This is a genomic window from Paenibacillus herberti (assembly GCF_002233675.1).
GTDB lineage: Bacteria > Bacillota > Bacilli > Paenibacillales > Paenibacillaceae > Paenibacillus_O > Paenibacillus_O herberti.
In genome coordinates, this window is record NZ_NMUQ01000001.1 from 1,669,772 (window position 1) to 1,688,736 (window position 18,965).

Below are 18,965 nucleotides of genomic sequence, written 5' to 3' on the forward strand. Positions count from 1 at the left end.
CAAGGCAAAAGACCCGTTTTCCAAAATGTACATCCACTGCCAGTACTAGACGGTCAATAGCAGCCATATATCCGATACATAGGACCAGGAGGTGTTATGGACTATGGACATTCCCGTGTTTATTGTTTCCGGTTTTTTGGGGAGTGGCAAAACGACGCTTCTGCTCCGGCTGCTGGAGGAATCCGCGAGACGGGGAATCGGGGCCGCTCTGCTCATGAATGAGCTTGGAAAAGTGGATGTTGATGGAAGCATGGTCGCAGAGCAGCTCCGCCTCCCGGTGGAAAAGCTGTTGGACGGCTGCATTTGCTGCACCAAAAAAAGCGAAGTGGAAGCCAGTCTGCTGCGATTGGCAGCTGGCAAGCCTGATGTACTGTTCCTTGAGCTTACCGGCGTAGCCGACCCAGCGGAGCTCAGAGGGCTGCTGAGGCCGGGAAGCACAGCTGCTGCAGCCGGACTGCAGCTTGCTGCGGTACTGAACGTCGTTGATGCAGGCACCTTTTCCGCTTATAACAGTCGATTCAGCTCGGACCGCGAACTAGTACGCACGCTGCGGGGCCAGGTTACGGCTGCCGATCTCATACTAATGAACAAAGCCGATACCACAGACTCGGCCACAATCCTCAAGGTTCGCCGGGCCATCCGCAAGCAGAACAACTCGGCGGCGTTGCTGGAAACGATCCGCTGCAACATCGACGTCCGGTCGCTGCTTCATGGCGTTCATCCGCGGACATCAACCAGCAGCACTAGCGCTGCTGAGCAACCGCTTACTAAAGAGAACCCGAGCTCGACCATCTCTGCACTTGCGACTCAAAAGTTAGATCTTGCAGCCATTCCAGAACTTGCCACAACCAACATCGATAACCCGTCTCCATTCCGCATGGCTTCTGAATCCGGCAATGGCTTCTCCGGCGGAGCGCTGCGCTCCGTGACGCTTACGGCTTCCGTCGAGACGGATCTGACGAAGGAACAGGTTGAGCATTTCCTGCTACAGCAAGGCAGCTCGCTGATCCGCGCAAAGGGATATGTCCGCAGCAGGGCGCAAACATTATTGGTGCAGCATGCCGCTGGACGCACCGAATGGCAGCCCTCCACCTATCCGGGGCAACCTTATATAGTGCTGATCGGCACTGGACTATCCGAGCAGCAGCTGCAAGAAAGCTGGGCTGCTCTTGCCGGGAGTTTGAGATGATGGGTTGCCTTGTAATGTTACCGTCGCAGATAGGTCGTAGCTGAGTTTCAAAGCTGACAATGTAAAATTTGAAATCTGAAGCTTGCAGTCTGTAATTTGAAAACAACAAAAAACAGGCTGGAGTAAACCAGCCTGTACGATAAGTATTCGATATTTTAAGTTGAACTTGAGAAACGAGCGATTAAGCGGAGAGAGCCAACCCTTCTGGAGAAGCAGAGCGTTCGCCTTTGTAGGCGGATTCCCCCCTTATCAGGGCTAGGGAAATCAAGGAATCCTACTACAACAGCGATCGGAAGAAGGATTGGTTCGCGCAGCGAATTCCGCTGTTAACTATTTAAGTTCAGCTGTTCAGCGCTTTGACCAGCGCCTGCAAATTGCTTTTCATCACGCTGATGTAATCCTCGCCTGCTGCTGCCTGCTCCTTGGTCAATCCTTCCAGCGGGTTCAGCACATCGGTGCCAGCACCGGTCTCTGCTGCAATGGTGTCGGCCAGCTTGGAATCAATCAGCGCCTCGAAAAAGATCGTTGTAACGCCGTTCTCCCTCACAAACTTGATGACGTCAGCCATTTGCTCCGGGGACGGCTCCTGATCCGGCGACAGGCCGCTGATCGGCACTTGCTCCAGTCCGTATTGGTCTGCTAAATAAGCAAAAGCAGCATGAGAAGTTATAAAGTCTTTGCGTTTGGATGCCGCCAACTCACTGCTCATTTGCTTATGCAACTCGTCCAGCTTGGCGATATAGGCATCGGCATTCTGTTTGTATTGATCCTTATGGTCAGGGTCGGCCTGCTGCAGACCGGCCATAATGGCGCGTACTTCTTGCTGTGCCAAGAGCGGATCGAGCCAAACATGCGGATCGACCAGATTTCCATGCCCCTCGCCCTCAGCCTCATGATGTGCTTCTTCCTCTTGCCCATGAGCTTCTTCCCCGTGGCCATGGCCGTCATCCTCGCTAGCCAGCTTCGCAAGCCCCTTGCTCGCTTCCACCACGACCCGCTCCGAATTAGTCGCGCTGCTCAGCGCCTGCTCCGCCCAGCTCTCCACAATACCGTTGTAGACAAATACATCCGCGCTGCTTATAGCGGCCATATGCTTCGCGCTCGGCTCCCAATCATGCGGCTCCACGCCCGTTGGCACGAGCGGAGTCACTTCGACGAGATCGCCGCCAACCTGGCGGGCAAACTCAGCCATCGGGTAAATCGTCGCCGCAACCTGCAACTTGTCGGCCCCACCCGCTTGTTCTGCCGGTGAAGGCGAGGTTGAACTTCCTGATTTACCGCTCCCGCAGCCGCTGAGTACAAGCGCCAGGCAACCGGTTAACAGGACGCCGGGGATGGAGGGTTTCCTGAACAACATCGTATATCTACACTCCTTTTGACAACTTAATGGGTATGTGTATCGTCACTGAGCCTTGGGATCGGTCCGTAGGAATGCATCTCTGTATCCTCGGCCGCCGAATGCTTCGTCTTGGCGCGAATAAAGCGGACGAGCTTCTGCACAACAACGCCAACCGCCAGCAAAAAGAGCAGAACGAGCGCAATCGTGCCGCCGGGCGGCGTGCTAAGCTCATAGGAAGCGGTCAAACCGCTGAACACACCGGTCAGCCCGATTACAACCGCCAGCAGCAGCGCCGCGCTGAAACGCGATGTCAGCCGAATCGCCAGAGCTGCTGGCAGGATGATCAGGGAGGAGACGAGCAGCACGCCGACAATCGGCATTGCTGCCGCTACGATCATACCCGTCACGACGCTGAACAGCATCGAGATCAGACCCGTTGGCAAGCCGCTTACTTTAGCGGTCTCTTCATCGAATGTCATCTGATACAGCGGCCGGCGCAGGAAGAAGAAAAAGAGTGCCGCAACTACCGTAACGCAGAGCATCAGTACAAGCTGTGCTTTGTCCACAGCTACGACGGAACCAAACAGATAGGAGGTGAAGCTTTTGCTCGTCTCTTTGTTCAGGCTCATAAGCACAACGGCCGTCGACAGGCCTCCGACCATAATGATAGCGATCGACATCTCGCTGTACGTCTTATAGAAACGGCGCACATATTCCACTGCAACCGCACCAACGATTGCCGTCAGAAAGCCAGAGACAGTTGGACTGAGGCCAAGCAACGCACCGGCTGCAACGCCGGCCAGCGACACATGCGACAGCATGTCGGCCATGAGCGCTTGACGCCTCAGCATGAGATAAACGCCGAGCACCGAGGCAACGATAGCGATTAGAGCACCGGCTCCGAATGCTCGTTGCATAAAGTCGTAGTGCAGCATTTCCATCCTCCCTCCCCCTTTCTCTCCAGCTCGATAATGCGGTCCAGATAAGGCCGACATTCTTCCAATCCATGAGTCACCATGACGATGCTCATGCCGTGTATTTCGACCATATGGCGCATCAGCTCGTAAAAGCCTTTACGGCTCTCCTCATCCATACCAGTTGTAGGCTCATCCATAACGAGCAGATCCGGTCTCTGCGCAAGCGCTCTGGCAATGCAGATACGCTGCTTCTGTCCACCGGACAGCTCACCGATCCGCCGCTCACGGAGCTGCCACATGCCGACTTGGCGCAACGATTTCTCTGCCAGCGCCCGATCATCGGCAGTTATCCTCCGCAGCCAGGAGCCGCGGTTCCAGCAGCCTGACAGCACGAATTCATGAACATTGCTCGGGAATCCTCCGTTGAAGGCAGCAATCTGTTGAGGCACGTAGCCCACCGTCAGCTTGCGGCCGTCCTCTCTTTTTGGGGCAAGATAAGCTTTGCCTTTCCATGGCTTCACCAATCCTAGCATCAGCTTCAACAGCGTCGTCTTGGATGCACCATTAGGCCCGGTCACCGCCACAAACTCCGAGCTGCGCACCTCAATCGTCGCATTATGGAGACTTGGTTTGTCATTGTATCCGAACTCTACCTCTTTCAAGGAGGCCAGCAGCATAGGCCATCCCCTCCTCTCTGATCTATATCGTAATATTTACTCCTTGACTATAAATAAAAACGCCGCCCTGTGCACAACAGTTCAGCGAAGAAAGTTGTAATCATTACACTTAACGTATAGTAACAGGCCTATTAGGCTCTGTCAATGATAATAATTACGATGAAAGGAACTCAGCACGAGTAGTGCTGATCATTCAACTACAACACCTGCGCGTTCCCTTTGGCAAGCTTCGCAAATTCCGTATACCTCAAAGCGATGGTTCATAATTTTGAAGTTACCGGGCAGCTTCATCTCCTGCTCCATCGGGCAATACTCAAACGTAAGCGTCTTCTCACAATTGGTGCAGATCAAATGATGATGATGATGATGAATGCAAGCAGCCTTGAATTTGAGGCCCGCGTCCATGGAATAAAACTGCTCCAGTACGCCCATCTCACTCATCAACCGCAAATTGCGGTAAACCGTGTCAAAGCTTACACCGGGATAATAAGCGACCATCGCTTCATAAACATCTTTGGGCGACAAGTAGCCGTCGCTGCCGGCGAAAATTTCTGCCAGCCTGCGGCGCTGCTCGGTAATTCTCCACCCTCCGCGAGCCATCGCCTCGATCATTTGCTTCGCTGCGTCGTCCGTATGGGTATGTGCCATAATCCAATCTCCTTCTGCGCCGCATATAAGAATCATCCCTTATTGTACCACATTAGCAGGCGCATTCGAAATCGGGTTAGCGGCTAAGCAAAAACCGGCTGGCACAGAGCCAACCGGTTCAATTAGGGTTCTTCCCGCTACTACTTTCCGTTCCCCTTGGACAGCTGAATCATCGAAATGACGAGCGCCAGCAGGGCAATCAACGTTTCCGTACTCATGAAAACCGCCTCCTGAAGCGTGGGCTTCTATCGGCCGGCTTCCTCTCCCATGAGTGTATAGCGGATCTGCTTCCCCCTTATCAGGCTTATTCAAGTCATGCTCCATTTATGACCGAAATTGCTGAAAAATAGCTCTCCCACTTCCTGCCACTTGAACGTATACTAGTTAAAAGTGCCTTCACGAACACATCCTTCATATCAAGGGGAGACCCTCATGAACATCTATCTGATCCTGCTCGCTTTGTTCATGTATCTTATCGCCTATTTCACCGGCGTCAAGCGAACGTCTTGGCTGCTCTCCGCTTTTGCGCCCGGTAAAGTCCGCAACCGCGACAAGCTGTTCAGGACCGTCTCTCTTTATAACCTGATTGCATGCGTTATTGTGTTTTTCGTCGGCATCATTAATCTCCCCGAGTTGTCCTATCTGCTTGTGCTCATTGGCTGTGGTTATGTCATCCTGCTGTTCTACTGTAATCGAAGCATGTAGGCGTACGCAAAACAAGCCCAGGATCTGCGGATCCCGGGCTTGTTTTGTCCATGCATATTTGGAACCATTAACCTTCCAGAAGGAGCGATTCCGGATCTTCGAGCAGCTCTTTGACCGTGACGAGGAAGCGTACTGCTTCAGCGCCATCAACAATGCGGTGGTCGTAAGAAAGCGCGAGGTACATCATCGGACGGTTCTCCATGCGCGTCTCGTCGATAGCGACAGGACGGAGCTGGATTTTGTGCATACCGAGAATACCAACCTGCGGCGCATTGAGAATCGGAGTGGACAGCAGTGAGCCAAACACGCCGCCGTTCGTAATTGTGAACGTTCCACCTTGCAGATCGGACAGAGTAAGCGAGTTTTTGCGAGCTTTGCCAGCCAGCTCAGTGATCGATTTCTCGATACCAGCGAAGCCGAGGCGATCCGCATCACGTACGACTGGTACAACCAGGCCGTCTGGAGCGGCTACGGCGATGCCGATGTCATAGTATTTTTTGATGATAAGATCGTCGCCGTCGATTTCCGCATTGAGCAGCGGGAATTTCTTAAGCGCGCCTACAACGGCTTTGGTGAAAAAGCTCATGAAGCCGAGGCCAACGTCGTTTTTCTCTTTGAAAGCATCCTTGCGGCGCTTGCGCACATCGAGGATGGCAGTCATGTCGACTTCGTTGAACGTCGTCAGCATCGCAGCGGTTTGCTGAGCTTCTACGAGACGTTTAGCGATCGTCTGGCGACGACGGGACATTTTGGTGCGCTCGACAGGCTTGCCAGGCTGCTCCGAGAAGGAAGGCTTGGATGCCGCAGCAGGTGCTGCCGCTGGACGTGCCGGAGCGGCTGCTGGAGCCGAATTGTGACTGGCAACATCTTGGTTGTAAATGCGGCCGTTCGGATCGGAACTTTTCACTTGGTTCAGATCAATACCAAGTTCACGAGCCATTTTGCGCGCTGATGGAGACGCGATAGCGCTGCCTTCGGAAGCTGGGCTCACTGGAGCTGCAGCGGCAGAAGCCGTTGGAGCCGGAGCGGCTGCTGGAGCAGCTGGAGCCTCCGTCTGAACAGGCTGAGCTGGAGCGGCAGGAGCAGCTGCTGCGCCGCCCTCGCCGATAATGCCGATCGATTCGCCAACGAGTACAGTTTCGCCTTCGCCCTTAAGAATGCTGGACAGAACGCCGCTGGACTCCGAGCTGATTTCCAAGTTTACTTTATCTGTTTCAAGCTCAAGCAGCAGGTCGCCTTGACTTACCGCTTCCCCTTCTTTCTTGAGCCATTTAGTAATTGTTGCTTCTGAGATGGATTCGCCTAGATCTGGAACTTTAATATCAGACACTTGCTTCTACCTCCCAAGTAAAATCGTGTTCAACGCTTTTTGCTGCAGCGAGAGCGAAAGAATGGATTGTTGTTCAGCAGCGTGAACATCTTGATGGCCGCTTGCTGGGCTGGAACGGTCTGGACGACCGATGTAATGAACCGATTTGCCGCCGGCAACCTCGCGGATGCGCGACTCCATGAACGTCCATGCGCCCATGTTTTTCGGCTCTTCCTGAACCCAGACGATCTCTTCCAGCTTGTTGTAGCGGGAAATGATCTCGGCAATTTCTTTGTCCGGGAATGGATAAAGCTGCTCCACACGAACAATATGCAGCCAGCTCATATCTCTCTCACCAGCGGACTCAAGCGCCTCTTCAAGATCGATGGCTAATTTGCCACTGCACAGAATCAAACGACGCACAGCAGTTGCCTTCTTACCAAGACCAGGCTGCTCAAGCACCAACTTGAACGTACCCGTAGCGAGATCCTCACCAGGAGACAGAACGCGCGGATTACGGATCAAGCTCTTCGGCGACATCAGCACGAGTGGACGAGCTCCTTCATGCTCCGTCCAGGCAGCCTGGCGGCGAAGCAGATGGAAGTACTGCGCGGCGGTGCTGAGGTTAGCCACAGTCCAGTTGTTCTCGGCGGACAGCTGCAGGAAGCGCTCAAGGCGTGCACTGGAATGCTCCGGTCCTTGACCTTCATAACCATGCGGCAGCAGCATCGCTAAGCTGGAACGCTGTTTCCACTTTGTGCGACCCGCAGAGATGAACTGGTCAAAAATAACTTGCGCCGAGTTGGCGAAATCGCCGTACTGCGCTTCCCAGATCGTAAACGTCTCTGGCGAGAACACGTTATAACCATATTCAAAACCGAGCACTGCGCCTTCTGTAAGCGGGCTGTTGTAAACGGCAAAGCTTGCCTTAGCCTGCGGGAAATGGTGCATCGGAGAGAACTTCTCACCCGTTTTATGGTCATTGAGCACGATATGACGATGCGAGAACGTAGCACGCTCCGCATCCTGCCCGCTCATGCGGATCGGTCTGCCATCAGCAAGAATCGTCGCGAACGCAAGCGTTTCGGCAAGCGCCCAGTCCACTTTCTCACCTTGGTCAAGCATCGTGCCACGGCGTTGCAGAATACGCTGCAGCTTCGGATAAACCGTGAAGCTTTTTGGATAGTTCAGCAGCGCAGCATTGATTTCTTTCAGCTTCTCAAGCGGAACAGCGGTCTCGGTCGTCTCTGGGGCGACAGGAATCGGACCTTGGTTCAGATGTTTGCCTACGGAAGCCTTTTCCTTCATCGCATCGTACGCATTTTGCATTTCGGCCTGAACATTTTGAATCATCTTATCGATGTCGGCGGCGCTCATAGCCCCTTCCGCCTTCAGACGCTCGGCATACAAAGTAGCCACCGTTTTGTGCTTGCGCACCTTCTCATAAACGAGCGGCTGAGTGCCTTCAGGATCATCCATCTCATTGTGGCCATAACGACGATAGCCGACCAGATCAATCAGGAAGTCCTTCTTGAACTTGTCGCGATATTCGCAGGCCAGACGGACTGCCGCGATGCAAGCTTCCGGATCATCGGCATTAACATGTACGATCGGAATCTCATAACCCTTGGCAAGGTCGCTCGCGTAATGCGTGGAGCGGGAATCCTTGCTGTCGGTCGTGAAGCCGATTCGGTTGTTCGCGATGATATGAATGGAACCGCCGTTAGTGAAGCCTTCGAGCTGAGTGAAATTGAGCGTCTCCGCCACAATACCCTCGCCTGGGAAAGCCGCATCGCCGTGAACCTGAATCGCAACCGACTTGCTTGAATCCCTCTGTGGATAACCCGGCTTGGTGCGGTCTTCCTGCGCCGCGCGAGAGAAACCTTCCACGACGGAGTTAACATATTCCAAATGACTCGGGTTGTTGGCGAGCAGGACGCGCGCTCCCGAGAATACGGAACGGTCCGCGCCAAGATGGTATTTGACATCGCCTGCCCAGCCGGAGTTGATGCCTACTGAGCCTTCAGATGGTACAAGCTCTTTGTTTGGCGCATGGTGGAACTCAGAGAAAATTTTCTCGTAAGGCTTGCCGAGTACATGCGCAAGCACATTCAATCGACCGCGATGCGCCATCCCCATCAGGATATGACTAGCGCCGTCCTGAACAACCTGACGGACGATTTCGTCGATAACCGGAATGAGCATGTCGACACCTTCAACGGAAAACCGTTTTTGGCCGACGAATGTGCGATGCAGATAAGCTTCGAATTGTTCGACATGAATGAGCAAATCAAGGAGAGCTTTACGCTCTTCCGGGTTCAGGGAGGCGTTGGCAATGCCGGATTCAGCCTTCGAGCTTAGCCAATCGCGTTCTGTCTCGTCATGAACGTGGCTGAACTCGAATCCGATGGATTGGGTATAGGAGTTGCGAAGCTTCTGGATCGCTTCCCAGCCGTTCGTAACGCTGGCGGGAGCATGGTCCCAGAGAATGGAAGCTGGGAATCGACTTAGGTCCGACTCGTTCAGCTCAAAAGTGGAAGGCTCAACTAAACGTGTATCTGAAGATGCACGCAGGCCGAGCGGATCAGTATTGGCGGCCAGATGGCCGTAAGTACGGATGTTGCCAACCAGTTTTTCGGCGGCAACCAGTTTTTTGAGCAGCGAAGCATCAACAGCAACTTGTCCAGATGGTGCAGCTGTCGTGCGGGAACCTTCAGGCGCTAGCTCTGCCGGTGGTGCTCCAAGTTCAGCGAACAGCTCGCGGAAAGAGACATCTACCGATTCCGGGTTGGTGCTGAAGAGCTCGTACTGCTCCTGGATGTAACCCAGGTTAGGTCCGAAAAAATCTTTCCATTGCCTTCTCGTGTTTGATTCGTCGGTCATTTGCCAACTACCTCCGTTAAGTGAAAAAGGTTGGTACGGATGATAACAATGAAGTCGATTCGCTGTCCTGCCCGTGAAAAGGCCGCCGGTATTTATACCGGCGGCCTGACAATAACAGCATGAAGGCGAGAAGTCCGTCTAAGCGACTCTTCTCGAGGTCATTGAACAGGTTCGGCTTCGATTGTGCTTCTAGTATAAAGAAAATAAAGCGCTTATTCAACGTTTCACGAAAACCCTTTCTTAAATTTGTGTCGGATGTGTTCACAATTTTGGTCGACTAAGGAAATTCCGCGTTTAATCCGACTTTACCGCTATGTGAATTATCAATGCCAACCCGTTCAAATCTCGTAAAAACCGCTCCTGAAGCTGACAAGTTTGGGTTCTGTCATATCCTCCACCGCGTACCGCACCCCTTCCCTGCCAGTCCCGCTATCCTTCAATCCTCCGTAAGGCATATGATCGAGGCGGAAAGTCGGAATATCGTTGATCAAAACGCCTCCTGCCTGCAACTCGCGGGCTGCCATCAGCGCCTTTTCCATATCCTTGGTGAACACGCCGGCCTGCAAGCCATAGCGTGAGCGGTTCGCTTGCTCCATCGCCTCTCTCCAATCCGTGAAGGAGCTAATTGCGACCACCGGTCCGAACGCCTCCTCACAGCTAAGCTCCGCATCTTCCGGAACGCCTGTTAGTACAGCTGGCGTCATCAGATTGTTCTTGAATTCGCCGCCGCAGTGCAATGCAGCGCCTCTTTCAACAGCGGTTTGCAGCCAGCCCTTAAGCCTGTCCGCCGCTTTTTCATTGATAAGAGGGGTGATTGCCGTCCCTTCATGGAGCGGATCTCCGGTTTGCAGTGCCAGCGCTCTCTCTGCCATCAGCTTAGCGAAGGGCTCAGCAAGCTCCTCATGCACCACAATTCGCTGTACCGAGATACATGCTTGCCCGTTGTAGGCAAAAGCACCTATCGCCGCTTCATCCGCGATTTTAGCAAGCTCCATTTCGGTGAACCCCCGATCGATGATTAGCGGAGCGTTGCTGCCGAGCTCCAGTGTCACTTTACGCAATCCCGCCATCGCACGGATCTGTTTGCCAACGTCTGGGCTACCGGTAAAAGTCACAAAAGCAACGCGAGGATGCGATACCAGCGTCTCGCCGAGCTCCTTCCCTTCTCCCGGGATAATGTTCAGCACGCCAGCGGGAAGTCCCGCCTCCTCGAACAGCTCGGCAAGAAACAGTGCGGACAACGGCGTCTGTTCCGCCGGCTTGAGGACGATCGTGTTGCCGGCGGCGATCGCCGGGCCGACTTTATGGGCAACGAGGTTGAATGGAAAATTAAACGGAGTGATCGCACTCACAACTCCGACCGGCTCACGGGTCATGTATGCTGTTCGCCCTTCTCCGCGGGGCGCTGCATCCATTGGCACGGTCTCGCCACGAATGCCGCGTGCAGCTTCCGCAGCGAATAGATACGTCTGCACGGTGCGGGCAATTTCCGCCTGCGCCGCTTGGATCGGCTTGGCTGCCTCCAGTGCTATAATGTGCGCCGCTTCATCGCTTCTGCGCTCCAGCAAGTCCGCAACCTGATACAAAATGGAGCTTCTTTTATGCGCCGGGACACTACGAAACGACTCGAATGCAGTTGCAGCCGTCTCTATGGCAAGCTCAGCCTGCTCCACAGAAGCATATCCCACCTCGGCAAGTACCTCTCCGTTATAAGGGTTATGCAGCTTGACACGCCTTGCTCCGGGAACCCAATCGCCATTGATCCATAACTTCATTTCCTGCGACATTTTGTATCCTCCTCTATAACGCTATGGAGATATTAATTCTGAGAATCGAGAATATTTCGAGCATTTATCTACTCTTTTGTATCTTCGGCCGCTTGACATGATACAATTTGTATCATAAAGTTTGATATAAGCGCTTGTTTTTAATGGCGCATTTGAACCGGTATAGGTTCAGTCTGAAGTAAGGAGCTACCGACATGAATATGACTATGGGAGACCGACTGCGAGAGCTTCGTCTCAGCAAAAACATGTCCCAGGAGGAGGTATCCCGCAATATCGGAATTACCCGCTCCGCTTATAGCCATTATGAGATCAATAACCGCCAGCCGGTTTATGAAACGCTCATGAAGCTGGCTGCCTTCTTCGAGGTCTCTCTGGATTATATGATCGGCGGAGATCAAAATCAAAACGATAATCTTCTTTCCTCTGAGACGCTTGATCTCATCCATAAGCTGAATCGCATGGAGCCGGATAAGCGAAAAAAATCGATTGATAAAATGATGGATCTGCTCAAACAGACCGAATCAGCCGGTTAGGCTCAATCGATCTCAAGCGTTGAGACACAGCAGGCGGGTGCTTCCAGCTCCCGCTGTAGACGCTGCTGCACTCTCAAAACTCCACTTTTCCACTAGTTTCCCCCTTTTCAAGTGCAGTTTTACTCTCAATATTCAACTTCCCCTTTTGCTTCTTCCTTCATTGCTTCCCCTTCTATCTCCCGATATAATAAATGGACGATTGCACTAGGAAGGGACCGAGACAATTATTCATGTATATCGCTGACCAATGGAAAGACTACGAACTTATCGACACCGGTGACGGAGACAAGCTAGAGCGCTGGGGCAGTGTTACACTGCGCCGCCCAGATCCACAAATTATTTGGCCATTCCGCGGCGACCGCAATGCCTGGACTTCAGCAGACGGACATTATCATCGCAGCAGCGCCGGAGGCGGCAACTGGGATTACAACAAAGCTCTGCCTGAACGCTGGACAGTTCGCTACGGCGAGCTCAGCTTCCATATTAAACCGACCAACTTCAAACATACCGGCCTGTTCCCTGAGCAAGCGGTCAACTGGAGCTGGATGATGGACAAAATCCGCAACGCCGGACGCCCGATCAAGGTGCTGAACCTGTTCGCCTATACTGGCGGAGCAACGGTTGCATCAGCTGCTGCAGGAGCTGAAGTGTGCCATGTGGATGCAGCCAAAGGGATGGTTCAATGGGCGAAAGAGAATGTCGCTCTATCTGGCCTTGCCGACCGTCCCGTTCGTTATATTACCGACGATGTGTTCAAATTCGTCCAGCGCGAGCAGCGCCGCGGCAGCAAGTACGATGCCATCATTATGGACCCGCCGTCCTACGGCCGTGGCCCTGGAGGCGAAATGTGGAAGCTCGAGTCGAGCCTGTTCCCATTCCTGGAATCCTGCATGGACATTCTCAGCGAAAAACCGCTGTTCATGCTGATCAACTCCTATACAACCGGATTGTCTCCACAGGTGCTGCATAATCTGCTGCATATGACCGCCGGCAAACGATTCGGCGGCTCCATCCATTGCGGCGAGATCGGCTTGCCGATCAGCGCTTCCGAACTAGCGCTTCCTTGTGGAATTTTGGGACGCTGGGAGGCTTGATGCAAATGGGCGGTCGCAGCGGCGAAACTCCGCCGATCCCGATTTTGTATGAGGATAATCATCTGCTTGTTGTAGTCAAGCCGCCCGGCATCCCTTCCCAAGAGGATGAGAGCGGTGATCCCGACATGCTGACGCTGCTCAAAGAGGATCTCAAACTGCGGCATAACAAACCCGGCAATGTGTTCCTCGGGCTTGTGCATCGTCTGGATCGTCCTGTCGGCGGAGTGATGCTCTTCGCCAAAACCTCAAAGGCTGCTGGCCGGCTGTCGGACTCAGTTCGCACGAGGAACTTCCGCAAAACCTACTTGGCGGTGCTGAGCAAAGCACCTAAGCCTAGCGAAGGCAGTCTGCTGCACTATTTGGTCAAAGACTCGAGGCGTAATATCGTTACCGCCTATGATCACCCCTCTGCTGACGCCAAAGAAGCTAGGCTGAGTTACCGTACTGGGCCTAGCCCGGGCGGGTTGACACTCGCTGCCGTGCAGCTACATACGGGTCGTCCACATCAGATTCGCGTGCAGTTTTCTGCCATCGGTTGCCCGCTGATCGGCGATCTCAAGTACGGCGCATCCGATCGAGGGGGATCTACCTCTAAAGGGGTTCATGGCGATATCGCCCTCTGGTCGGCGCGAGCCGGTATCCCCCATCCCGTGACGAAAGAATGGATGGAATTCCAGTCGATGCCGCCGAACCTTCAGCCTTGGACAGCTTGGACGCTGGAACAGCTGGAGCAAGCTTCGACAGGACTTTCTATGGATGACATGCCGATCTGAGCGAACTAATCCTTTTGGACAAGTATTACGGCAACCGCCCTCTTGGGCGAATCCGCCGTGGGACGATGAGAAGCTAAGCAGCAGCGAAAAATCGATTCCAGTACGAAAAATAAGAAGCGCCCCTGTCCGCATTTGGCGGAATGGGCGCTTCTTGTACGTTGACGAGCAAGCGGTTATCGTTCTGCGAGATCAGCCGGCGTTAGCTACTTTGCCAAGCAGATACACGAGCAGCTGCTGGTTATGGGAGGAAATTCGATCCAACGCTCCTTGCAGGAACAATTCCCGAATCTCGATTCCGCGCTTGGCTTCATTCTCTCCATGATCCGTTACCGTCACCCACACGATGCGGCGGTCGGAGGAATCACGGCTACGCTCGATCAAGCCGCCTTTCTCCATCCGATCCAGAAGCGTCGTGATCGCTGCTGGAGTCGTCTGCAAATACTTCAACAACTCGGAAGGCTTCATCGGCTGATACTTTTGCAGCAGCTCCAATGCGTTCAGCTGGCCTTCCGTCAAGTTAGGCAACAGCTCGTCCTCCAGATGACTTTTCCAATCTTTTGAAATTTTCATCCACAGTCTGGCAAAATCCTCGGTTATCAATGCTGGCACCTGCTTTCTCAGATTAGTCTTATGTGTTCGGTTCTAAGACCGATTATCCCCAGCGGCTGTTCCATCTAATTCCTAATTATACCATCCGAAATTGTCGAAAGAAAGGTTAATTAGATTAATAATTATAGACCTTAATCGATTCAATTCCGAACCTTTAGACAGATGCTGACATAGACTGCACCATAGATGTTCGAGATAAGGCGAAAGGGTGATAATCGTGGAGGGGCATAAAGAATCCGTCATCCGCAAAATCCGGGCTTATGGCATCATCAAGGATCCGCTGTTGCTGGAAAAACCGGATGAGCCCGTTCCGTTGTGGGTGCTGCTCGATGCGATCCTGCAGGTTATCGACCGGCTTGAACCCACAGATGACCGTCCATATGACTGAGCTAAAGCTGCGATCCGCTGCCGCTGGAAACCTCCAAATTGGATGCCGGCGGCATTTGGGCCGTCTTTTTTTGCATAAATCATTGAACCTTGCCTGACTTGCTTGGTATAATCAATACATTTATTCCGTTTGATAGAGAGAGGGTTGAGTAATTACATGACACAAAAACTCAGAGCCGGTATCGTTGGGGGTACTGGAATGGTTGGCCAACGCTTCATCGCCCTGCTGGAAAATCACCCTTGGTTCGAAGTAACCGCCATCGCGGCAAGCGCAAAATCCGCAGGCAAAACGTATGAAGAATCCGTCAAGGGCAGATGGAAGCTTGATACGCCTATGCCGGACAGCGTAAAACAAATTCCGGTACAGGACGCCTCAAAGGTCGAGGAAGTCGCTGCTGGACTGGATCTCATCTTCTGTGCCGTCGAAATGAAAAAAAACGAAATTCAGGAGCTTGAAGAAGCGTATGCGAAAGCTGGCGTCCCGGTCATTTCCAACAACTCCGCTCATCGCTGGACTCCGGACATCCCGATGGTCATTCCCGAAATCAATCCGGAGCATCTTGAAGCTATCGCGCATCAGCGTAAACGCCTCGGTACGGAAACTGGCTTCGTCGCTGTTAAACCGAACTGCTCGATCCAAAGCTATGTGCCGATGTTGAACGCACTCAAAGAATTCGGTCCGACCCAAGTTGTCGCCAGCACGTATCAAGCGATCTCCGGCGCCGGTAAAACTTTCACGGAGTGGCCAGAAATGATCGATAATGTGATTCCTTACATCGGTGGCGAGGAAGAGAAAAGCGAGCAGGAGCCGCTTCGCATCTGGGGCAAAGTAGAAGACGGCGTCATCGTCAAAGCGGAAACTCCGCTTATTACGACCCAATGCATCCGCGTTCCGGTTGCTGACGGCCATCTGGCGACTGTGTTCGTTAACTTTGAGAAAAAACCTAGCAAACAGGAAATTCTCGATCGTTGGAACGCCTATAGGGGCCGCCCACAAGAGCTTGAGCTGCCAAGCGCGCCAAAGCAGTTCATCACGTATTTCGAGGAAGATAATCGCCCACAAACGGGCGTCGACCGCGATATCGAAAAAGGTATGGGCATCTCTGCCGGCCGCCTTCGTGAAGATTCCTTGTACGACTACAAGTTTGTCGGCCTGTCGCATAACACGCTGCGCGGAGCTGCTGGCGGCGCGGTGCTGATCGCCGAGCTGCTCAAAGCGGAAGGTTACATCGTCGCACGCTAATGTAATTGTTGATCAGCGGTTCTTCCAGCGCTTTATAGCGCGATGAACCCAAACAGCCCGCCCCCAACTGGGGCGGGCTGTTTTTTCGTTTATGGATGCGTTATGGACAGGATACCTTCGCTCGGATTACGTACCGCCCACTCGCATTGCGTAGCGTTCTTTTCCCATTGAGTTGGTTCGCCACATGGTAAAAATTACTTGTTACTATTGTTTTTATGAGGAGATATGATGAAGCTCCAAGCACAAAGAATTACCGTACTAGAGAAGGGGAACTTAGATGACATGCAGGAGGTTTTTTACTTTTATATTGATTATTTTTTTACTTCTGAATATTATTTTGGTGACAGAAAAAGTAAAAAACAACACTAAGACAACGGTAAAAGAAATGGTAATCTCCTATGAGCCTATGATGGGACGAATAGCTTTTGCCCGAAACAACATTTCACTAGCACTTCAAGAGAATCAAAACAGTGAGCTTTTGCTGCATCAAGCCAGTGCATATCTTGATGATTCCTACATGGATTATCTTAGCCTGATAAAATTTTTGCAGCGAAAAGATATTCCTTACGAGAGCTTTCATCCTCTTTTAAATAATGCGAAACTTTTCTCATATGTGGTCCTTGCAGATAAACTTAGCGGTAACGACCTCGATAAAAAGCGACTTGGCGAAATCAATGAAGATCTTACTCTAATTCTAGACACACTGCCTAAGCAGCTTAAAAAAGATCAGGAAATAACTCAACTAAGACAAGCATTTGAAGAACTGAAATCACGTTATTTGCAACGGATTTTATTCATGAGCAGACTAAGAGCCTATCCCAAATAAATCATGGCGTTCCTTTAACGTAAGTTCAACGATTTAAGAGTACGCACTTACCAGATGAGCCGACGGTTCGACTGCAATCGCGATTTTTCCTTGGACTCCGTTGTTGGGACTCTCCAGCCGAGCATGGGCGAGCGGAATGTCGGCAAGCGAATAGACGGCGCCAACATGCGGCCGCAGCTGACCGCGCTCTACCAATGCGCTCAACTCATCCAGCTTGCCGCGGTTTTGTCTTGTGAAGACGAAGTAATAACTCGCATTTTTACCCCAAGCCTCAATGAGGTTTTGTGGCTGTGCAATATCCACGATCGTGACCACGCGGCCAAGTTGTGCGAGCACATCGGGGCTGCGCGACAATGTGTTGCCGCCGATGGTATCGAACACGACATCAACTCCGAGGCCGCCCGTTTCCCGCATGATGACGTCGACATAATCCTCCTTTTTGTAGTCGATGACTACATCGGCACCCAAACTCCGAGCGAACTCAAAGTTTGCTTCGCGCACGGTCGTGAACACCTTTGCTCCCATGGCTTTTGCGAGCTGAATCGCCACATGACCGACTCCTCCCGCGCCGCCGTGTACGAGAATGCTTTCCCCCACTCTTAGCCCCGCACGAACGATCAGCGCTTCCCACGCCGTCCCGCCAACCAAGCTCAGGCTTGCCGCTTCAAGGTGGCTCAGCGAGGAAGGCTTCTTCCCGATAATGCTTTCGGCAGCAACGTGGTACTCAGCATAACTTCCTGGCCCGTCAAATATTTGCGGGGTGTACCAGACTTCGTCTCCTGGAGAGAATATTGTTACACCCGGCCCGACTTCTTCAACAACGCCAGATACGTCGTGTCCGGTAATGGCTGGCAGTGGCACCAAGTCGGGATAATCGCCACGTCGGACCTGGTAATCCAACGGATTGATGGAGGTTGCATGTACCCGGACCAGGACTTGCCCCGCGTGCGGCACAGGTTTGGGCACGTCGCAAAGTTCGAACGATTCCGGGCCGCCAAATGATTTAAGTATGATCGCTTTCATAGTAAATCCTCCTCTTTTCGTTAAAAAGAAATATCGGGAATTTTCGATATTGTGTGGTAAAAAAAATTACAAACCTCCTTTCCCTATAATCTCACCAAGAGCACGGATGGTTGCTTCGTTCCGCTTGTAGTAGGTCCACTGACCGATGCGTCTGACTTCAACCAAGCCCGCTCGTTGCAGAGTTGCAAGATAATCAGACACCGTTGACTGCGACAATCCGACGCCTTCTTGAATACTGCTGACGCAGACTCCCACTGTAAGAACGTCACCTTCATCCTGCGGAGGGAAGTTTTTCGCGGGATCCTTCAAACCTTTCAAGATTTCAAGGCGTGTACGGTTAGAGAGAGCTTTGAATATTTCGAGTAGGTCCATAACTTGATTATATCGGAATTTTCCGATATGTCAATGTCATCTTTGTTTTGAGCAGCAGAACAAAGTGGAAAAAGCATCAAGTTCATTCCTAACAAAGAGGACGTGCCGAACGGCCGTCCGGTGTGGATCATTTGGGTCTCGGTCGACCGGGACGATGAGGGGTCTTTTTGTGCGGGGGTGACAGCCTGTCCGATGCTCGTGGACACCGAGGTGCAACGCGGCTGGAAGATTCTCGCGCAGCATGTCAACAATCTCGACTACGCGATCAAGCGTCGTTTCGTATTGGATGGGCTTCCGACGAGGAAAAGCAGACACTACGCGAACTGCTCATTTCCCACCACAGTGAGTGGTGGCAGCATTCTCCCAGACACTGGAGGATTAGCTGGGAGCATAAATAAATGGTGTCCTAATAGCAGGCTGCAGGCTGCAGCCTGCCTTTGGGACACCATTTTTTGTTGGATATGTTGGAGTAAGCGGGAAAGTGGCTCGGAAAGCCAAAGCAAGTAGTCGAAGTTACTTGAGAAGCGGAATTGTGGCTCGGAAAGCCAAAGCAAGTAGTCGAAGTTACTTGAGAAGCGGAATTGTGGCTCGGAAATCCGAAGCAAGTAGTCGAAGTTACTTGAGAAGCGGAATTGTGGCTCGGAAATCCAA

At 52.5% G+C, this 18,965-nt stretch carries 19 protein-coding genes; 9 read left to right on the forward strand and 10 right to left on the reverse strand.

Annotated elements, in window-relative coordinates:
* The first annotated feature begins 103 nt into the window (after positions 1-103).
* Positions 104-1,189, forward strand: coding sequence for a CobW family GTP-binding protein (locus CGZ75_RS07660; RefSeq protein ID WP_089523621.1), 1,086 nt, complete (start codon positions 104-106; stop codon positions 1,187-1,189).
* A 340-nt stretch (positions 1,190-1,529) separates the two neighbouring features.
* On the opposite strand, the gene CGZ75_RS07665 is transcribed toward CGZ75_RS07660, so the two are convergent.
* From CGZ75_RS07665 to CGZ75_RS07680, 4 genes are all read right to left on the reverse strand, one after another.
* Positions 1,530-2,546: a metal ABC transporter substrate-binding protein gene (locus tag CGZ75_RS07665; RefSeq protein ID WP_089523622.1), complete on the reverse strand. Its 1,017-nt coding sequence runs from the start codon at positions 2,544-2,546 to the stop codon at positions 1,530-1,532.
* Between the two features lie 26 nt (positions 2,547-2,572).
* On the reverse strand, positions 2,573-3,469 hold the full coding sequence (locus CGZ75_RS07670) for a metal ABC transporter permease (protein WP_089523623.1): 897 nt from the start codon (positions 3,467-3,469) through the stop codon (positions 2,573-2,575).
* Positions 3,415-4,122: a metal ABC transporter ATP-binding protein gene (locus tag CGZ75_RS07675; protein ID WP_089523624.1), complete on the reverse strand. Its 708-nt coding sequence runs from the start codon at positions 4,120-4,122 to the stop codon at positions 3,415-3,417. Before CGZ75_RS07675 ends, CGZ75_RS07670 begins: the two co-directional genes overlap by 55 nt.
* A gap of 189 nt (positions 4,123-4,311) precedes the next feature.
* Positions 4,312-4,770, reverse strand: coding sequence for a Fur family transcriptional regulator (locus tag CGZ75_RS07680; RefSeq protein ID WP_089523625.1), 459 nt, complete (start codon positions 4,768-4,770; stop codon positions 4,312-4,314).
* Positions 4,771-5,202: 432 nt separating this feature from the next.
* On the opposite strand from CGZ75_RS07680, the gene CGZ75_RS07690 reads away from it, so the two are divergent.
* A complete protein-coding gene (locus CGZ75_RS07690; RefSeq protein ID WP_089523627.1) occupies positions 5,203-5,475 on the forward strand; it encodes a hypothetical protein in 273 nt (90 codons plus the stop codon).
* A gap of 67 nt (positions 5,476-5,542) precedes the next feature.
* Here CGZ75_RS07690 and odhB read toward each other — a convergent pair whose 3' ends face one another.
* The 3 genes from odhB to CGZ75_RS07705 all read right to left on the reverse strand — a co-directional run bounded on the left by odhB (position 5,543) and on the right by CGZ75_RS07705 (position 11,454).
* Positions 5,543-6,805: a 2-oxoglutarate dehydrogenase complex dihydrolipoyllysine-residue succinyltransferase gene (gene odhB / locus CGZ75_RS07695; RefSeq protein WP_089523628.1), complete on the reverse strand. Its 1,263-nt coding sequence runs from the start codon at positions 6,803-6,805 to the stop codon at positions 5,543-5,545.
* A 6-nt stretch (positions 6,806-6,811) separates the two neighbouring features.
* A complete protein-coding gene (locus CGZ75_RS07700) occupies positions 6,812-9,667 on the reverse strand; it encodes a 2-oxoglutarate dehydrogenase E1 component (protein WP_089523629.1) in 2,856 nt (951 codons plus the stop codon).
* Between the two features lie 338 nt (positions 9,668-10,005).
* Complete coding sequence (locus CGZ75_RS07705; protein WP_425436448.1) at positions 10,006-11,454, reverse strand: aldehyde dehydrogenase family protein; 1,449 nt, start codon at positions 11,452-11,454, stop codon at positions 10,006-10,008.
* A gap of 194 nt (positions 11,455-11,648) precedes the next feature.
* Here CGZ75_RS07705 and CGZ75_RS07710 point away from each other — a divergent pair, with 194 nt between their 5' ends.
* The 3 genes from CGZ75_RS07710 (at position 11,649) to CGZ75_RS07720 (ending at position 13,854) form a co-directional block, all read left to right on the forward strand.
* Entirely contained in the window at positions 11,649-11,987 is a 339-nt protein-coding gene (locus tag CGZ75_RS07710) for a helix-turn-helix domain-containing protein (RefSeq protein WP_342745654.1), read from the forward strand.
* A 230-nt stretch (positions 11,988-12,217) separates the two neighbouring features.
* On the forward strand, positions 12,218-13,081 hold the full coding sequence (locus CGZ75_RS07715; RefSeq protein ID WP_089523630.1) for a class I SAM-dependent methyltransferase: 864 nt from the start codon (positions 12,218-12,220) through the stop codon (positions 13,079-13,081).
* Positions 13,082-13,086: 5 nt separating this feature from the next.
* Complete coding sequence (locus CGZ75_RS07720; protein WP_176444722.1) at positions 13,087-13,854, forward strand: RluA family pseudouridine synthase; 768 nt, start codon at positions 13,087-13,089, stop codon at positions 13,852-13,854.
* Positions 13,855-14,043: 189 nt separating this feature from the next.
* On the opposite strand, the gene CGZ75_RS07725 is transcribed toward CGZ75_RS07720, so the two are convergent.
* The gene (locus CGZ75_RS07725; protein WP_089523632.1) at positions 14,044-14,454 is read right to left on the reverse strand and encodes a MarR family winged helix-turn-helix transcriptional regulator; all 411 of its coding nucleotides are present in this window, start codon (positions 14,452-14,454) and stop codon (positions 14,044-14,046) included.
* A gap of 226 nt (positions 14,455-14,680) precedes the next feature.
* Between CGZ75_RS07725 and CGZ75_RS25115 the strand changes: the two genes are divergently transcribed.
* From CGZ75_RS25115 to CGZ75_RS07735, 3 genes are all read left to right on the forward strand, one after another.
* A complete protein-coding gene (locus tag CGZ75_RS25115) occupies positions 14,681-14,851 on the forward strand; it encodes a hypothetical protein (protein ID WP_176444723.1) in 171 nt (56 codons plus the stop codon).
* Between the two features lie 156 nt (positions 14,852-15,007).
* Entirely contained in the window at positions 15,008-16,093 is a 1,086-nt protein-coding gene (asd, locus tag CGZ75_RS07730) for an aspartate-semialdehyde dehydrogenase (protein WP_089523633.1), read from the forward strand.
* Between the two features lie 277 nt (positions 16,094-16,370).
* Entirely contained in the window at positions 16,371-16,919 is a 549-nt protein-coding gene (locus CGZ75_RS07735; protein WP_089523634.1) for a hypothetical protein, read from the forward strand.
* Between the two features lie 33 nt (positions 16,920-16,952).
* Here the strand turns inward: CGZ75_RS07735 and CGZ75_RS07740 are convergent, their stop codons facing one another.
* Both CGZ75_RS07740 and CGZ75_RS07745 read right to left on the reverse strand, forming a co-directional pair.
* A complete protein-coding gene (locus tag CGZ75_RS07740) occupies positions 16,953-17,885 on the reverse strand; it encodes a zinc-dependent alcohol dehydrogenase family protein (RefSeq protein WP_217900048.1) in 933 nt (310 codons plus the stop codon).
* 123 nt (positions 17,886-18,008) lie between these two features.
* Complete coding sequence (locus CGZ75_RS07745; protein WP_089523636.1) at positions 18,009-18,314, reverse strand: ArsR/SmtB family transcription factor; 306 nt, start codon at positions 18,312-18,314, stop codon at positions 18,009-18,011.
* Positions 18,315-18,434: 120 nt separating this feature from the next.
* Between CGZ75_RS07745 and CGZ75_RS07750 the strand changes: the two genes are divergently transcribed.
* The gene (locus tag CGZ75_RS07750; RefSeq protein WP_425436477.1) at positions 18,435-18,821 is read left to right on the forward strand and encodes a YwhD family protein; all 387 of its coding nucleotides are present in this window, start codon (positions 18,435-18,437) and stop codon (positions 18,819-18,821) included.
* Positions 18,822-18,965: the final 144 nt, after the last annotated feature.

Excerpts from the sequence above, each read along its gene's own strand:
- CGZ75_RS07660 (WP_089523621.1), top strand. The coding sequence starts at position 104 with ATGGACATTCCCGTGTTTATTGTTTCCGGTTTTTTGGGGAGTGGCAAA.
- CGZ75_RS07665 (WP_089523622.1), bottom strand. The coding sequence starts at position 2,546 with ATGTTGTTCAGGAAACCCTCCATCCCCGGCGTCCTGTTAACCGGTTGC.
- CGZ75_RS07670 (WP_089523623.1), bottom strand. The coding sequence starts at position 3,469 with ATGGAAATGCTGCACTACGACTTTATGCAACGAGCATTCGGAGCCGGT.
- CGZ75_RS07675 (WP_089523624.1), bottom strand. The coding sequence starts at position 4,122 with ATGCTGCTGGCCTCCTTGAAAGAGGTAGAGTTCGGATACAATGACAAA.
- CGZ75_RS07680 (WP_089523625.1), bottom strand. The coding sequence starts at position 4,770 with ATGGCACATACCCATACGGACGACGCAGCGAAGCAAATGATCGAGGCG.
- CGZ75_RS07690 (WP_089523627.1), top strand. The coding sequence starts at position 5,203 with ATGAACATCTATCTGATCCTGCTCGCTTTGTTCATGTATCTTATCGCC.
- CGZ75_RS07700 (WP_089523629.1), bottom strand. The coding sequence starts at position 9,667 with ATGACCGACGAATCAAACACGAGAAGGCAATGGAAAGATTTTTTCGGA.
- CGZ75_RS07705 (WP_425436448.1), bottom strand. The coding sequence starts at position 11,454 with ATGTCGCAGGAAATGAAGTTATGGATCAATGGCGATTGGGTTCCCGGA.
- CGZ75_RS07710 (WP_342745654.1), top strand. The coding sequence starts at position 11,649 with ATGAATATGACTATGGGAGACCGACTGCGAGAGCTTCGTCTCAGCAAA.
- CGZ75_RS07715 (WP_089523630.1), top strand. The coding sequence starts at position 12,218 with ATGTATATCGCTGACCAATGGAAAGACTACGAACTTATCGACACCGGT.
- CGZ75_RS07720 (WP_176444722.1), top strand. The coding sequence starts at position 13,087 with ATGGGCGGTCGCAGCGGCGAAACTCCGCCGATCCCGATTTTGTATGAG.
- asd (WP_089523633.1), top strand. The coding sequence starts at position 15,008 with ATGACACAAAAACTCAGAGCCGGTATCGTTGGGGGTACTGGAATGGTT.
- CGZ75_RS07735 (WP_089523634.1), top strand. The coding sequence starts at position 16,371 with ATGACATGCAGGAGGTTTTTTACTTTTATATTGATTATTTTTTTACTT.
- CGZ75_RS07745 (WP_089523636.1), bottom strand. The coding sequence starts at position 18,314 with ATGGACCTACTCGAAATATTCAAAGCTCTCTCTAACCGTACACGCCTT.